Source organism: Ligilactobacillus sp. MP3 (assembly GCF_024436335.1).
Taxonomy (GTDB): domain Bacteria; phylum Bacillota; class Bacilli; order Lactobacillales; family Lactobacillaceae; genus Ligilactobacillus; species Ligilactobacillus salivarius.
Genome location: NZ_JANFQI010000018.1, coordinates 1 through 14684 on the forward strand (window position 1 = coordinate 1; position 14684 = coordinate 14684).

13 protein-coding genes and 3 pseudogenes are annotated in these 14684 nt (G+C 33.3%); 11 read left to right on the plus strand and 5 right to left on the minus strand.

Annotation, left to right across the window (positions count from 1 at the left end):
* The first annotated feature begins 830 nt into the window (after positions 1–830).
* The 3 genes from NOU10_RS08940 (at position 831) to NOU10_RS08950 (ending at position 3572) form a co-directional block, all read left to right on the plus strand.
* Entirely contained in the window at positions 831–1346 is a 516-nt protein-coding gene (locus tag NOU10_RS08940; protein ID WP_003710985.1) for a hypothetical protein, read from the plus strand.
* Between the two features lie 15 nt (positions 1347–1361).
* Complete coding sequence (locus NOU10_RS08945) at positions 1362–1526, plus strand: hypothetical protein (protein WP_155762323.1); 165 nt, start codon at positions 1362–1364, stop codon at positions 1524–1526.
* A 1902-nt stretch (positions 1527–3428) separates the two neighbouring features.
* Positions 3429–3572, plus strand: a complete 144-nt coding sequence (locus NOU10_RS08950) for a hypothetical protein (protein ID WP_157664651.1) — start codon at positions 3429–3431, stop codon at positions 3570–3572.
* 586 nt (positions 3573–4158) lie between these two features.
* Here NOU10_RS08950 and NOU10_RS08955 read toward each other — a convergent pair.
* From NOU10_RS08955 to NOU10_RS08975, 5 genes are all read right to left on the minus strand, one after another.
* The gene (locus tag NOU10_RS08955; RefSeq protein ID WP_003711243.1) at positions 4159–5367 is read right to left on the minus strand and encodes a RepB family plasmid replication initiator protein; all 1209 of its coding nucleotides are present in this window, start codon (positions 5365–5367) and stop codon (positions 4159–4161) included.
* A gap of 1096 nt (positions 5368–6463) precedes the next feature.
* Entirely contained in the window at positions 6464–6994 is a 531-nt protein-coding gene (locus NOU10_RS08960) for a PBECR4 domain-containing protein (RefSeq protein ID WP_003711241.1), read from the minus strand.
* Between the two features lie 4 nt (positions 6995–6998).
* Positions 6999–7496 carry a hypothetical protein gene (locus NOU10_RS08965; RefSeq protein ID WP_003711240.1) on the minus strand — a complete coding sequence of 166 codons (498 nt, stop codon included), beginning with the start codon at positions 7494–7496 and terminating at the stop codon, positions 6999–7001.
* 246 nt (positions 7497–7742) lie between these two features.
* The gene (locus NOU10_RS08970; protein ID WP_003711239.1) at positions 7743–8045 is read right to left on the minus strand and encodes a hypothetical protein; all 303 of its coding nucleotides are present in this window, start codon (positions 8043–8045) and stop codon (positions 7743–7745) included.
* Between the two features lie 13 nt (positions 8046–8058).
* A complete protein-coding gene (locus tag NOU10_RS08975) occupies positions 8059–8628 on the minus strand; it encodes a recombinase family protein (RefSeq protein WP_003711238.1) in 570 nt (189 codons plus the stop codon).
* A gap of 425 nt (positions 8629–9053) precedes the next feature.
* Between NOU10_RS08975 and NOU10_RS09515 the strand changes: the two genes are divergently transcribed.
* The 8 genes and pseudogenes from NOU10_RS09515 to tet(M) all read left to right on the plus strand — a co-directional run bounded on the left by NOU10_RS09515 (position 9054) and on the right by tet(M) (position 14518).
* Complete coding sequence (locus NOU10_RS09515) at positions 9054–9251, plus strand: helix-turn-helix domain-containing protein (RefSeq protein WP_000384569.1); 198 nt, start codon at positions 9054–9056, stop codon at positions 9249–9251.
* Positions 9241–9855: a bacitracin resistance transcriptional activator BcrR gene (gene bcrR / locus NOU10_RS08985; protein WP_081538463.1), complete on the plus strand. Its 615-nt coding sequence runs from the start codon at positions 9241–9243 to the stop codon at positions 9853–9855. Before NOU10_RS09515 ends, bcrR begins: the two co-directional genes overlap by 11 nt.
* A gap of 180 nt (positions 9856–10035) precedes the next feature.
* The gene (bcrA, locus tag NOU10_RS08990) at positions 10036–10953 is read left to right on the plus strand and encodes a bacitracin ABC transporter ATP-binding protein BcrA (RefSeq protein WP_081538464.1); all 918 of its coding nucleotides are present in this window, start codon (positions 10036–10038) and stop codon (positions 10951–10953) included.
* The gene (locus NOU10_RS08995; RefSeq protein WP_000933358.1) at positions 10946–11695 is read left to right on the plus strand and encodes an ABC transporter permease; all 750 of its coding nucleotides are present in this window, start codon (positions 10946–10948) and stop codon (positions 11693–11695) included. Before bcrA ends, NOU10_RS08995 begins: the two co-directional genes overlap by 8 nt.
* Positions 11695–11877: pseudogene (locus NOU10_RS09000) on the plus strand (undecaprenyl-diphosphate phosphatase); the annotation flags it as partial. The gene NOU10_RS08995 and the pseudogene NOU10_RS09000, both read left to right, overlap by 1 nt.
* Positions 11865–12215 (plus strand): annotated as a pseudogene (locus tag NOU10_RS09005) (conjugal transfer protein); the annotation flags it as partial. The pseudogenes NOU10_RS09000 and NOU10_RS09005, both read left to right, overlap by 13 nt.
* A 314-nt stretch (positions 12216–12529) precedes the next feature.
* A pseudogene (locus tag NOU10_RS09520) lies at positions 12530–12577 on the plus strand (hypothetical protein); the annotation flags it as partial.
* Between the two features lie 15 nt (positions 12578–12592).
* The gene (gene tet(M), locus NOU10_RS09015; RefSeq protein WP_255906638.1) at positions 12593–14518 is read left to right on the plus strand and encodes a tetracycline resistance ribosomal protection protein Tet(M); all 1926 of its coding nucleotides are present in this window, start codon (positions 12593–12595) and stop codon (positions 14516–14518) included.
* Positions 14519–14684 lie beyond the last annotated feature (166 nt).

A 14684-nucleotide genomic window follows, 5' to 3' on the forward strand; every position in this document is an offset into this window, starting at 1 on the left:
GGATATTTATGCTGTATTTTACCCACGGAAGAGTGTGTTAGTAGAGCCGAAAGGCTTGAACACTCACAAGCCCCATGTCTTTAGACTGGGGTGAGTTGACGGCGTGCGCAAATAAAAAAAATAAAAAAAACTTATAAAGCTCATCAACTTAATTACTAAAATAATTTCTCTATTTTTTAACTAGATTAAAATTGCAGTTCTAGCAAATTGTGGTTCAGCAAGATATTGGGTCGCTACGCTTTTGCTAGAACTCTAGTTAATCTACAACCATGCAATTTAAAGCATAAAAAAAACAGCGACTCTCAAAAGAGAACCGCTGAAATAACCATCTCCTGCCGGTAACTAGCTTTCAGAAATTAATCTTCTAACCAATTAAGCAGACATTTAATAGCCTTTTTAATTAACTTTTTAACGTGCTTATTAGGCACGAGGAAAATAACTACAAAGATTTTCAAAAGAGGATACCTCCTCTCTGTGCGTCTTAAGGTTACCAGCCTTAGCATTGCACATAAATAATTCTAACATACCAGTTATTGTGTTATAATTAGTCTTAGGAAAATAATTACACATTGTACAAAGAGTCTAACCAACTCAGAAGTAGTACGACGTCGTTAATTGGGAGCGGGATAAAAACCGCTCTTTTTTGTTTGTCAGACGCATTCTAAGCAAGCGTTCAAGTTGAATCTGGATAATAAACCATTAAAACCGTTGTAAACACGCCTTAGAAACCTTGATTTAATAGCTTTTATTTTATAAGAATGGTTTCTTTTGTTATAATACAAGCGGTTACAATATAACATTTAATAGTCGCTTTAGAAAGGAGTAAGAAAATGAAAGTAAGTACAAAATTCGTTAGTTTTGTTGTTGCATTTTTAGCGTTTATTTGTGTATCTTTTGCCACTACTTCGGTAAAAGCTGATACCTATTCAACTAATAAAGAAGTAGTAGTTAATACGCTTTTAGATAATGGATATACTTACAATCAAGCAATAACTATTGCTTCTAGTATGGATATCTCATCTACTGAAACTTTAGTTGGCGTAGATATCTTACCAAGAACTGAACGTTCAGTTGCATATACATCCTCTCAAATCCTGTCAAAAAGTGATGTCCGTCAGATTTTTAATAATATCAATAATGTTAATCTTGCTAGTTCTATACTTGGAGGTATTATCGGTGCGAAAAATCCTATTTTAGGTACCGTTATTGGTTTAGGTGGATTCCAAAATCCTAACTTTAAAAATGCTATAACTCAAGCATATTATCAAGGTAAAAGAGTAAAAATCGTTTATAAATCAGGTGCTTCCATGTCTTTGAATACTGTGTCCTATTACGTTATAAACTAAAGAGAAGATAACTCTATGAAATACTTTTGGATTAAAACTTTTTTTGGTTTTTTGGTAGTTGTTGCACTTTCTGTTAATTACTATCTCCAATCAGGACACACTTGGATTTTTGCTCTTGCAGTAATAATAGAATTGGTAGAAATTCCTTTATTATACTACTATGAAAAGAAAAAACATTAGATTAAAAGGCTATAAACGCTATGTAATCAACGTTTATAGCCTTTTTTATTTTCCTTGATCCTTTAATTCGCCATTAATTTGATTTAGTCTAAACCTTATATCGCTATAATCTGTAAAGCTTATTTTTTTCTCTTTTTTCATTTGCTCTAGTTCTGATAATAATTGATTGATTTCATCTTTCCTATCTTGAACTACCTGTAATTTTAATCACAGGTAGTTCAAGGAGAAAATACTTCTGCTGCTGAAACAGAAAAAATTATTTTTCTCTGGAATAACGAAGTAAAAAATTATGTGAACTGGATAGAATAATTTTTAAGAGCTTGAAAATAAGCTCTTTTTTATTTTTTGAAAAACGAAACGAAAGAAGCAAAACTACAAAATCATTTAGCTAAGTTGTAAAACGAAGCTCTGCATTCTGTACAACTAAGCTAAAGAGCATAAGTGAGAATGGTCATCCGTAGGCGGATGAGCCGACAGTGTCGGCATTCTCTCAATGACCAAATTTTCTCGCTTGTTACACAGCTATTTAACACTTGTTTTACAACTAATTTACACTTTGTTTTACGCTTATTTTACGTAAAACATTTGTTAAACAATTTTAAAATGCTATAAAAAATAGCCATCATATTTGTGACGACCAAATTTTTTTAATGTTTTTTGAGGAGCTTAGTTTTTTAAGCTCTTTTTTTATTTTTATAATATTTATATAGCAGAGAAAATTTTTCTTCCAGTTTTTTTCGTAAGAAAAAAGGAAACTGGAAGAAAAATAATTGTAAGACGTTTGTCCCACAAAAAATAAATTTTAGTTTTTGAAAAGTGATACAAATGTGGCACGTGATATAAGTGTGCTACAAGTTGTGTTACAACTGTGTTGTATTAGTTAGTATAGTGTGTTACACACGAGAAAATTAAGTCCCTAAGAAAACGCCGATACTATCGGCTCCCACGCACCTGTGGGACCATTTTCTCTTATGCTCTTTAACTCTGTACTCCAGTTTAGAAGATGCAAAAATTTTATTCTCAAAATTCGTTAAGTGGGGTTGAAGATTTTTTTCTTTGTTTAATTTTTTTGAAAAAGAAAAATTGAATTTAAGAAATTTTTTTGGCTCAAAATTAAATTTAAAAATCGAAAATCAAAAATAATATTAGTTCGGCAAAAATAAAAACCTTAGAAGAAGAAAATAAATCATTACGTGATGAATTACAATTTTTCAAAAATTATGCTCAAAGATGGAATGTTAATGGGGAAAATGTAACTAAAATTATCTCTAAAGCTTATCTAAATAATAATAATAATGATTAAGAATAATTTATAGTATTTTAAAAAATATAAAATTAATATAAATAAAAAACCGTACAAAGGTACCTATGGCTTTTTTATCTTTTTTCTGTATATAACTTTAAACCAAAATTAAGGGGGTTATTTGACGTTTTACAGCCTTTGAATAAATTACACTCAGAATGATTTAAAATGCCTTAAAATTGATTTTAGATAGCAAATAGAGCCGATTAAATTAATCGACTCTATCTTTTTTACGTGGTTATGATGTAGTAATTTCAGAGTAGATCATTAATTACTACAAGTTTAATTGTACCATAAATCAGCTAGAAAAGCTATTAAATCAAGGTTTCTAAGGCGTGATCTTTACTAATTTAATGAGTTACTGCCTTATTTGGACTTGAAGTCATGCTTAGAATGCGTCTGACAGCACGAAAAAAGGCGGTATCCAAACCGCCCAAGCTAACACCGATGTTCAATAACTAGAGTGACTAATTCTAGTCTTCTGTGTTCAGCGCTATTTATACTCATTACACACTTATTATAACATTTTTTTTGTTATAATGCTATTTGTGTTCAGCAAGGTTTGACTAACCTTAGCGACACGAAAGGAGGAATCCTCCGTGAAGTTCGTTATTATACTCATTATCGTGCCTAACAAGCACGTAAAACGTTTTGCTAAGCTAGTAGCTCTCGCAGTTATTAGAACTGGTAAAATTGCAATTAAAAAGGCTATTGAACGCTTGGTTAGTTGGCTTAATGATTAAGTTCTGATAGTTGGTTACCAACGGAAGATAGTCATTTCAGCGGTTCTCTTTGAGAGTCGCTGTTTTTTTTGCTTTAAATAGCATGGTTGTAGATTATCTTGAGTTTTAGCATAAGCAGAGCGACCCAATGTCTTGCTGAACCACAATTTGCTAGAACTGCAAGTTTAGTCTAGTTAAAAAATAGAGAAATTATTTTAGTAATTAAGTTGATGAGCTTTATAAGTTTTTTTATTTTATTTTATTTTTTTATTTGCATGCGCCTTAAAAAGATACATTTATATGTATACATTCTATTACATTAGGGAGGAAAGAAATACCTTTATATCAACGTTTATAGCACTTTAAAATATAAAAAAGTACGTTAACTATATATTGTTATCTATTATATACCTTTTTATATATTTTATGTTATTATAGACTATATAAAAAACTACGTATTAAAATTTGAGGTGTTTTTATGGGAGTAATGAATAGTCAGTTCTATCTAGAAATATAACTGTTAGTTCAAATATTGATTTCATAAAAATACCCCTATCTTTAATTTGATAGGAGTATTATCACATATTTTTAATGGCAAAGGTAGTTTTTAGTCACTAGTATCTTTATTAATCTTCTCAAGTAGTTCATCTATCTCTTTACTTCTTTGTATTCCTTTCTCTGTCAGGATATTTTTTTGAGCAGTATCATCCTTAGCCCAATCAGGTAATTTTTCTTTCTGTTTGAGCTTACTCTTATCTCTTTTGGCATATTTACCCTTATTCTTTTCAAAGTCGTCTAGAGCCTTTATTAGATACTTATCTAGTTCATTTGGCTTGGAGTTCATATGATCCTTAACGTACTTCAAATGTTTTTGTAGGTCATCTAATGAGTGTTTATTTACGAATACATCATACTTAGGATATACATTTTCCCCTAAGCTCATCATCAGCGATTCATTATTTGCATCTGCGAAATTTACTATCATTGCTCCAAGTAATAACGCTGTATATGGCGAATTTTGGACGTCTGATAGCGATAATTTCTTCTCAGCTGTAAGTTCCCCTATTAGCTTTTCTGTTGAATTATTGGATATATGGAACTGAATCTTTGCTATCTTTCTGCCGACCCTAATAGTATCGTATGTAATGTTAAATTCAGTATGCTCGTTAATTTCTTTTATTGCTGGTTCAATTACTCGCTTTTTTAAGTCTGAGAAACGATCATAGCTCTTTTTACCTTGTACTGTCAGTGCTTTTAACTCAGAAACGTCAATAACTGGATTTAAAAAACTCTCTAGCTCTTCTTTAGTTCTTTTCCCATTAGCTATATAGTTAGTATATTGGTTATAGTACATCATCAATACCTTGTATATAGTGATTGTATTAGATGACGTAAAGTGCCTTAAATCTTCAATTCTGTACTGTGTAAAGTTCTTCTTCAACTCCGTTATATACGGCATTATTTTATTAGAAAATGATAATTTAACCGTTGATTCATCTTCACTGAACTCAATTTTTGAAAATGGTGCAAAGATTTCTGTCTTTTTCTTTCCGTTCTCTTTAGTGTACTTTACTGTAAATGTACTTTTATCCATTAAGTTTGTCATAATTGTCTGTAGATAATCGTGTCGTAAAGCATTAGTTCTCGGCAAAAATGTCCTAATCAAGTCTTTTTCAAGCTCGACTTCTGGATCTTTTTCTTTTGTGTCTACATTAGCTACTGCCAGTTCAAACAGTTTTAAAGGTAGTGCATCCATTTTAGCAATAGCCTTAATTAAAGTATTACTTTGGACGACTTTTTTATTTTGTAAGTCCATCTATGTTTCCATCCTTTTTATTAAAAACGACAATTTTTGTCTGCAATTAAGTCTTATTTATTCTTAAAATAGACAACTAAAATAATTTGTCTGTAGTTTGCAAAAGTTGTCTGTAGTTTATGTATTATTGTTATATACGCTAATTTATCTTACATTCAATATAATACCACACAATACTACAGACATATATAACTAATTTGTCTGTAGTTTGCAAAAGTTGTCTGTAGTAACTGCAAAAGTTGTCTGTAGTAACTGCAAAAGTTGTCTGTAGTAACTGCAAAAGTTGTCTGTAGTAACTGCAAAAGTTGTCTGTAGTTCAGTCCTAAAAACCTTGATTTAATAAGCTTTTTTTTCGCCTAAAAGAAAAAGATAAAAAGATATAAAAGAAAAAGATAAAGAATAGACAAAAATACAGACAATATTTACATACATAATGGCTAGTACTCAGATGCACTACTAGCCATTAAATATAGTTTCAGCTAGCTATTTCAAATAAACTCGTTATTAAATACAGTTTTAACTCGTTGTTTAATAAATCAATATATTGTAATATCAGTACTTTCAATAAATGCAGGTACAATATTTATTTAGACTTTTTATTTACTAGTTTCTTTAGAAAAAGGACTATTATAATATTGGTTGACACGATATAATTTACTCGAAATATACTTTGAAAGCACGTGATTATTATGAGTTTAGAAGATATTTATTATTTAGTTGGATATATTATTTGTGATGCCTTTTTAATGTGGTACTTACCGTCAGATACAATCGTTGAAGTTATAATAGATATTATCATTGCAACAGTCTGTATGGTTGGAGTGTATACTATCATACGATTTATGTATAATCGGCAAAATAAATGATGTTAATTTTAGAGAATGCTTTAGTCATAAAAATATACAAAATAACAATAAAATGTTATTATATAAGTGTAGAAAGTTACGAAATTGGTAGACATAAGTGCTACCCGGTTGGCAGGCAACGGAAAAACCTGTGATTTTATGATAATCATCTTAGATTATCCGGTTGGCAAGCAACGGAAAAACTTGTGAGCGTAACTAAAAAGCGTTGGTAAGACATACCAGCGCTTTTTTTATTTTAATTTTTCAATTTTCTTTGTAATTAAGTTTTGTCGTTTAATTTCTAAAACGTTATAAGCTGTAATATGTATTTTCTCCTGTCTCAAAGCCAGTAACGATATTGGAATACTAAATGATTTAAGACCCTTACAAGCAATAGCTAAAATAGCCTTGTTAGACCTAATTAGACTATCATAACTCAGATGTCTAAATTTACCAGATTCTGATACTCTGGCCATATCACCTATAAGCATCTCTAGATTTTCAATGACAGATAACTTTAACCTTGAAAATCCATTTTTATCGTAATTTAAATTATTTATATCAATTCTATTGTCTGCTAGATCTTCATAAAATTTCTTAGGACCCCTGTAATACGAAAGTCCTGTTAGATGTTGGAAATTAGCTTTACTAAACCTGACAACCAATGTTTTATCTTCATTTCCTACTCTATACAAATAAGTATACTCATAGTTCTTGAAATAATTATCGTACAATTCAAAGCCTTTTTTTAACTTATCAAAATCAATTTTACTTATTGCCATATATTTACCTTCCAAATAATCTCGACCAGAAGCCCTTATTTTTCTCTTCTAAGAGTTTTTTCTCTAGTTCCTGTATCTTTGTATCTTTCTCATTTAGAACGTCTGTATTCGCTTCTATGAGCTTTGTGTTAGTTGCTTCAAGCTCTAAACGCTTAGATTGTTCCGTTCTAGCTAATTGCTGCTCTTGTGACAGCAGCCTATGTAACTCGGAGACCTCATCTTCTTTTGAATCAAGTCTTTTTTGTAAATCTTGTACTTGGGCCTTTAATGTCGTTATATACTCATCTTTACTGATAGAGTCGTCGGATGAAGTTTGATTAACTTCTCTCTCTTTCTTTTCTTCTGCAAAAAACGTCAGCATTTCATGAGCATCATCTTCTGAGAAATAATCAGTGCGACCTACTCTTTTTGTTGGCTCAACATTATGAGCTTTTATGTATCTAAAAACCTTTTGTGGTGAAACTTGTGCTTCTTCTGCAATTTTCTTTCTAGTATATTCCATAATATTACCCCTGTTAGATTTATATTACCTATATATCAATGCATACATATAACATTATTATAACGAGTTATTTTCATTATATAACGAATGAAATATATAAGCATAATATTTCAACTTGTTTTATCGTTATACCGAGTTATATCAAATGTAATAAGATGTGAAATGTTTTAATGTATAAATTGCTGATATTAAGCATAATACATTATATAACATATTGTAACTGTGTTATTTTGTGATATAACATTGTTACTTACTAGATAGGGGAGTTAAGTAGCCGCCCTTCTCCAATTCCGATAGGGCATTTTTTATAAGCTCCTTATCATCAAGTTTGCTGTTGTTAATAGCATAGAGTATATCTGGATCAAATTTGTTGCTAGTAGCTCCAGATTGATTAAATCTAACTAAATCAAGCAATATCCCCTTAGATGTATAACTCAAATTACTATCTTTCATGGCTCTATCTATCAATTCAGGCATGATTCCTTGATTTGAAAATAGGGGGCTTGCTGTTAATTGATTATCTTCCATTAATTTATCAAGTTTTGTCATTCTATCACTCCTTTTACTGTTCTTCACTTTCCACTTGCTTTACTATCCTTTGAATAGTGGATTTTGAAATTTCAAATGCCTTAGCAGTTTCTGTATATGAGTGGCCAGAAGTCTTATACTCATATATCATTCTATATTTCGGTGTTATAACCCGTTTAGGACGTCCTTCACGATAATTTTTATTATGCAATTTAGCGTATTTCTTGCCTTCCTGGGTTCTCGTAACAATCATATCACGCTCAAATTCTGCGAAGGCTAGGACTACATTGCGCATCAATTTGCCACCGGCAGAATCGTCTAAACGTCCCATATTAAGAACATTGACTGTTATATCACGTTTGAAACATTCATCCAGGAATTTAGTTGTTTCGCTTGTTTTGCGTCCGAGACGATCTAACCTAGTTACAATTAATTCATCTCCTGGTAACAGTCGTTTCTTTAATTTTTGAAATTCAGGTCGTTTATTAGTTCGACCAGTAAATTTTTCATAGTAGATTTTCTCAGCACCTGCACGCCTCAATTTTTCGATTTGTTCATCGAGGCTTTGTTGGGGAGTTGAAACTCGAGCATAACCAAAAATCATAAATATTCTCCATTTCTTTTTTGACTATAATTTTCTGAATACATTACAAATATTATTATATCACTATATTGGGTGTATTCAATCTGTTGACAGTTTTTGAACAACGTCAGAAAGGAGGGAGAATATATCAGTAATTGCGACACACAAAAAAATCAAGTCATCAAATGGAGGAGGTGGCTCAAGCGCAGGAAAGCGGAACTTCCAACAGAAGTGTAGCCCGAGCATTGAGACACCAACGTAATGCAGATGACTTGATTTTTTTTAATATCACCCTATATCATTGTACATTTCGGGTGATGATATTTGAACGAAGTATGATTTTATGTTTAGTAGTGTATAATTTCGTATTAGTGGAGAGAAACTTTCTATTATTCGTCATTCCGTATATAATAATTAGATACTCTTTGCGAAAGAAAGTTGATATTATGGATTACATTTCTGTGAAAGCCGCTTCTGAAAAATGGGGCATATCGGAAAGACGGATACAAAAATTATGTGAGGAAAATCGCATTGACGGAACTGAAAAATTTGGTCGTGCATGGATGATACCAAAAGATGCAGAAAAACCCGTTGATGGACGTATGAAAACAAGGAACAAACAGGAGGAGAATCATGGAATTTAATGAAAAGCTACAACAGCTTAGGACTGGAAAGAACTTAACGCAGGAACAACTTGCGGAGCAATTATATGTATCAAGAACAGCCATTTCAAAATGGGAAAGCGGCAAGGGTTACCCTAACATTGAGTCGCTCAAGTGTATTTCTAAATTCTTTTCTGTGACCATAGATGAACTGCTATCGGGCGAAGAACTGATTACACTTGCCGAAACTGAAAATCGTTCCAACTTGAAAAAAATTTACAGTTTCATTTATGGAATATTAGATATGATGGCGGTTACTTTTATACTTTTGCCGTTGTATGGTAACCTTGTTGACGGATATATTTATTCTGTCAATCTACTTTCATTTACAGACACTACCCCAATATATCTTGCAATCTATTGGATTATTTTTATTGTTTTGATTGCACTTGGGATAGCGAAACTGATGTGTGTTTGTTTTGAAAAGGAATCATGGAGCAACATAATCACAAAATGCTCTCTCGTGCTGAGTACGCTTTTTATCTGCTTCTTCGCTGCGACAAGACAACCCTATGTAACCGCCCTTATGTTTCTGCTATTTGTTGCTAAAATATTTGTCTGGATAAAGCAAACCCAAACAAAGTAAAATGCCATAAACCCTTTAAAATAGGCTCTGACACGATAAGTGTCGGAGCTTTTTTCGTGCTGACATCTATTGTGTCGGCATTGTGACGGTAGATTTCTTAGCTTCTATGCAATACTCGTGGATAATAAGATTGTGGTCAGCGAAAACAAGAACAGCAACCCACGGAAAGGAAAATCAAATATGGATTATATCATTGAAACAGAAAATCTTACGAAGCGATACGGAACAGCCACCGTTGTCGATAAGGTAAATCTTCATGTGCCAAAGGGCAAAATTTATGGTTTGCTCGGCAGAAACGGAGCAGGCAAAACCACAACAATGAAAATGATGTTGCAGCTTGCTTTCCCAACGGAGGGAACGGTACGCTTGTTTGGCACAAACTATAAGGAAAATATCCATACCCTTTATAGCAAAGTAGGCTCTATTATCGAAACACCGGGATTTTACAGTAATTTAACAGGGTATGAGAATTTGCAAATTCTCGCTAAACTGCGAGGGGGAGTATCTAAAAGTGGAGTAGAAAAAGCTCTTGAAGTTATGGGGCTACATAAGGAGAAAAGAAAAGTCTTTTCCGATTATTCCCTCGGAATGAAGCAACGGCTTGGTATTGCCGCCGCCATTATGCACGAGCCGGAGCTTTTAATACTTGACGAACCGATTAACGGACTTGACCCCATTGGAATAGTTGAAATACGCTCATTTTTATCTGAACTTAGTCACAATCATGGCATTACCATTTTTATCTCAAGCCATGTTTTAAGCGAGATTGAACAGATAGCAGATATTATCGGCGTTATGCACGAGGGGCATTTAGTAGAGGAAGTGAATATATCCGAGCTTCACAAAAGGAATCGAAAATACATTCAATTTGATTTATCTGACAGTGAGATAGCCGGAAAGATTTTAGAAAACCACTACCACATGACGGATTTTACAGTGCAGGACGGTACGGTGAGAATTTATGACTTTAGCCAAAGTGTTGGAGAAATCAATCGAGAATTTGCACGAAATGGACTGCTCGTGACAAGGATAAATGATAGTGAGGAAAACTTAGAGGACTACTTTTCTAAACTGATTGGAGGTGGCGGTATTGCTTAATCTTATTTCTTGTGAATTATTAAAACTAAAGCGTTCAAAAATGGTGCTAATTAGTGTGGCAGGGGTATTATCTACCCCACTTTTGATGTTAATAGAAGCCTTGCAAACACATTTTGATAAGCCGGAGATTATCTTTACCTTGTCTGACATATACAGCGACAGTGTACTGTATATCATGCTGCTGGTAAACATTATGATATATGTGGCAATTGCAGCTTACTTGTTTAGCAGAGAGTACACAGAAAGCACACTCAAAACCATATTGCCCATACCCATTTCAAGGACAAAACTATTAATTGGAAAATTTTGCACCCTGCTTCTTTGGATTGTTATGCTCACCCTTGTAACATGGGCAGGTATATTTATCGCTTGTGGGCTATATCACGCTGTCTTTACATTGGAGGGATATAGCTTACTAGTGGCAATAGTATGGCTCCCCAAGTTTTTGTTTGGCAGTATCCTGATGTTTTTAACAGTTTCTCCTTTTGTGTTTGTTGCTATGAAAACAAAAGGATTTGTCGCCCCGATGATTGGCTCTGCCGTGATTGTCATGGGAAGTGCCGCACTTTCAAATCAAGAATGGGGAGCGTTGTATCCGTGGACAGCCACCTATTTCTTGGTGCAGGGTAAACTTCAGAGTACCGGCTATCCTACACTGCTGTCTGTATCTATTATTATTCTTGTATCAGCAGTTGGTTTTCTTATGACCTTTCATCATTTTAAAAAGGAGGATTTGAAATAATGGTACTTGATTTTATAGAAATTTTAAAAGTTATTTTTCTTGGAATTGTTGAGGGTATTACTGAGTGGCTACCTATCAGCAGCACAGGACATATGATTCTTGCGGACAAATTTATCACACTTAATATGAGCGAAGCATTTAAAGAAATGTTTTTTGTTGTTATTCAACTACCAACATACCTAAGAAATCAAGTTATAAACCAAAAGCCATTGAAAGTGAGGGGACGGTTGATTCCATTACAACCAATGAAATCAATGAGTTTTTAACGACGTTCTTCAAGCTCTATCCTACAGCGACAGCCAGTGAACTTTCCTGCTATGTGAATGACGGGATATTAAAACCAATCGGAAAAGAGTACATCTTTCAAGAACTGGTAAATCCTATTCACAATCGTAAGGATAATCAAGTCACGGTATCGCTGACAGTGGAGTATATCGACCAGCAGACCAAAGCAACGCAGGTATCTCAATTTGATTTGGTACTTGAAAAGAACGGGAGTAATTGGAAGATTATAGAATAACAAATATTGGTACATTATTACAGCTATTTTGTAATCACGTACTCTCTTTGATAAAAAATTGGAGATTCCTTTACAAATATGCTCTTACGTGCTATTATTTAAGTATCTATGTTAAAAGGAGTTAATAAATATGCGGCAAGGTATTCTTAAATAAACTGTCAATTTGATAGTGTGAACAAATAATTGGATGTCCTTTTTTAGGAGGGCTTAGTTTTTTGTACCCAGTTTAAGAATACCTTTATCATGTGATTCTAAAGTATCCAGAGAATATCTGTATGCTTTGTATACCTATGGTTATGCATAAAAATCCCAGTGATAAAAGTATTTATCACTGGGATTTTTATGTCCTTTTGGGTTTTTGAATGGAGGAAAATCACATGAAAATTATTAATATTGGAGTTTTAGCTCATGTTGATGCAGGAAAAACTACCTTAACAGAAAGCTTATTATATAACAGTGGAGCGATTACAGAATTAGGAAGCGTGGACAAAGGTACAACGAGGACGGATAATACGCTTTTAGAACGTCAGAGAGGAATTACAATTCAGACAGGAATAACCTCTTTTCAGTGGGAAAATACGAAGGTGAACATCATAGACACGCCAGGACATATGGATTTCTTAGCAGAAGTATATCGTTCATTATCAGTTTTAGATGGGGCAATTCTACTGATTTCTGCAAAAGATGGCGTACAAGCACAAACTCGTATATTATTTCATGCACTTAGGAAAATGGGGATTCCCACAATCTTTTTTATCAATAAGATTGACCAAAATGGAATTGATTTATCAACGGTTTATCAGGATATTAAAGAGAAACTTTCTGCCGAAATTGTAATCAAACAGAAGGTAGAACTGTATCCTAATATATGTGTGACGAACTTTACCGAATCTGAACAATGGGATACGGTAATAGAGGGAAACGATGACCTTTTAGAGAAATATATGTCCGGTAAATCATTAGAAGCATTGGAACTCGAACAAGAGGAAAGCATAAGATTTCAGAATTGTTCTCTGTTCCCTGTTTATCACGGAAGTGCAAAAAACAATATAGGGATTGATAACCTTATAGAAGTTATTACTAATAAATTTTATTCATCAACACATCGAGGTCCGTCTGAACTTTGCGGAAATGTTTTCAAAATTGAATATACAAAAAAAAGACAACGTCTTGCATATATACGCCTTTATAGTGGAGTACTACATTTACGAGATTCGGTTAGAGTATCAGAATCAGAAAAAGAAAAAATAAAAGTTACAGAAATGTATACTTCAATAAATGGTGAATTATGTAAGATTGATAGAGCTTATTCTGGAGAAATTGTTATTTTGCAAAATGAGTTTTTGAAGTTAAATAGTGTTCTTGGAGATACAAAACTATTGCCACAGAGAAAAAAGATTGAAAATCCGCACCCTCTACTACAAACAACTGTTGAACCGAGTAAACCTGAACAGAGAGAAATGTTGCTTGATGCCCTTTTGGAAATCTCAGATAGTGATCCGCTTCTACGATATTACGTGGATTCTACGACACATGAAATTATACTTTCTTTCTTAGGGAAAGTACAAATGGAAGTGACTTGTGCTCTATTGCAAGAAAAGTATCATGTGGAGGTAAAAATAAAAAAGCCTACAGTCATTTATATGGAAAGACCGTTAAAAAAAGCAGAGTATACCATTCACATCGAAGTGCCACCGAATCCCTTCTGGGCTTCCATTGGTCTTTCTGTAGCACCGCTTCCATTAGGGAGCGGAGTACAGTATGAGAGCTCGGTTTCTCTTGGATACTTAAATCAATCGTTTCAAAATGCAGTTATGGAAGGGATACGATATGGCTGTGAACAAGGATTGTATGGTTGGAATGTGACGGACTGTAAAATCTGTTTTAAGTATGGCTTATACTATAGCCCTGTTAGTACCCCAGCAGATTTTCGGATGCTTGCTCCTATTGTATTGGAACAAGTCTTAAAAAAAGCTGGAACAGAATTGTTAGAGCCATATCTTAGTTTTAAAATTTATGCGCCACAGGAATATCTTTCACGAGCATACAACGATGCTCCTAAATATTGTGCGAACATCGTAGACACTCAATTGAAAAATAATGAGGTCATTCTTAGTGGAGAAATCCCTGCTCGGTGTATTCAAGAATATCGTAGTGATTTAACTTTCTTTACAAATGGACGTAGTGTTTGTTTAACAGAGTTAAAAGGGTACCATGTTACTACCGGTGAACCTGTTTGCCAGCCCCGTCGTCCAAATAGTCGGATAGATAAAGTACGATATATGTTCAATAAAATAACTTAGTGTATTTTATGTTGTTATATAAATATGGTTTCTTGTTAAATAAGATGAAATATTTTTTAATGACGATTTGGCGGAAATCCTCTTACTTTAGTGAGGGGATGGATAGCCTAAGCCTAGGACTCGTAGAGTCCTATTTTTTATATGCATTATATTTTTGGTCGTTAAC

Excerpts from the sequence above, each read along its gene's own strand:
- NOU10_RS08940 (WP_003710985.1), top strand. The coding sequence starts at position 831 with ATGAAAGTAAGTACAAAATTCGTTAGTTTTGTTGTTGCATTTTTAGCG.
- NOU10_RS08945 (WP_155762323.1), top strand. The coding sequence starts at position 1,362 with ATGAAATACTTTTGGATTAAAACTTTTTTTGGTTTTTTGGTAGTTGTT.
- NOU10_RS08955 (WP_003711243.1), bottom strand. The coding sequence starts at position 5,367 with ATGGACTTACAAAATAAAAAAGTCGTCCAAAGTAATACTTTAATTAAG.
- NOU10_RS08960 (WP_003711241.1), bottom strand. The coding sequence starts at position 6,994 with ATGGCAATAAGTAAAATTGATTTTGATAAGTTAAAAAAAGGCTTTGAA.
- NOU10_RS08965 (WP_003711240.1), bottom strand. The coding sequence starts at position 7,496 with ATGGAATATACTAGAAAGAAAATTGCAGAAGAAGCACAAGTTTCACCA.
- NOU10_RS08970 (WP_003711239.1), bottom strand. The coding sequence starts at position 8,045 with ATGACAAAACTTGATAAATTAATGGAAGATAATCAATTAACAGCAAGC.
- NOU10_RS08975 (WP_003711238.1), bottom strand. The coding sequence starts at position 8,628 with ATGATTTTTGGTTATGCTCGAGTTTCAACTCCCCAACAAAGCCTCGAT.
- NOU10_RS09515 (WP_000384569.1), top strand. The coding sequence starts at position 9,054 with ATGGATTACATTTCTGTGAAAGCCGCTTCTGAAAAATGGGGCATATCG.
- bcrR (WP_081538463.1), top strand. The coding sequence starts at position 9,241 with ATGGAATTTAATGAAAAGCTACAACAGCTTAGGACTGGAAAGAACTTA.
- bcrA (WP_081538464.1), top strand. The coding sequence starts at position 10,036 with ATGGATTATATCATTGAAACAGAAAATCTTACGAAGCGATACGGAACA.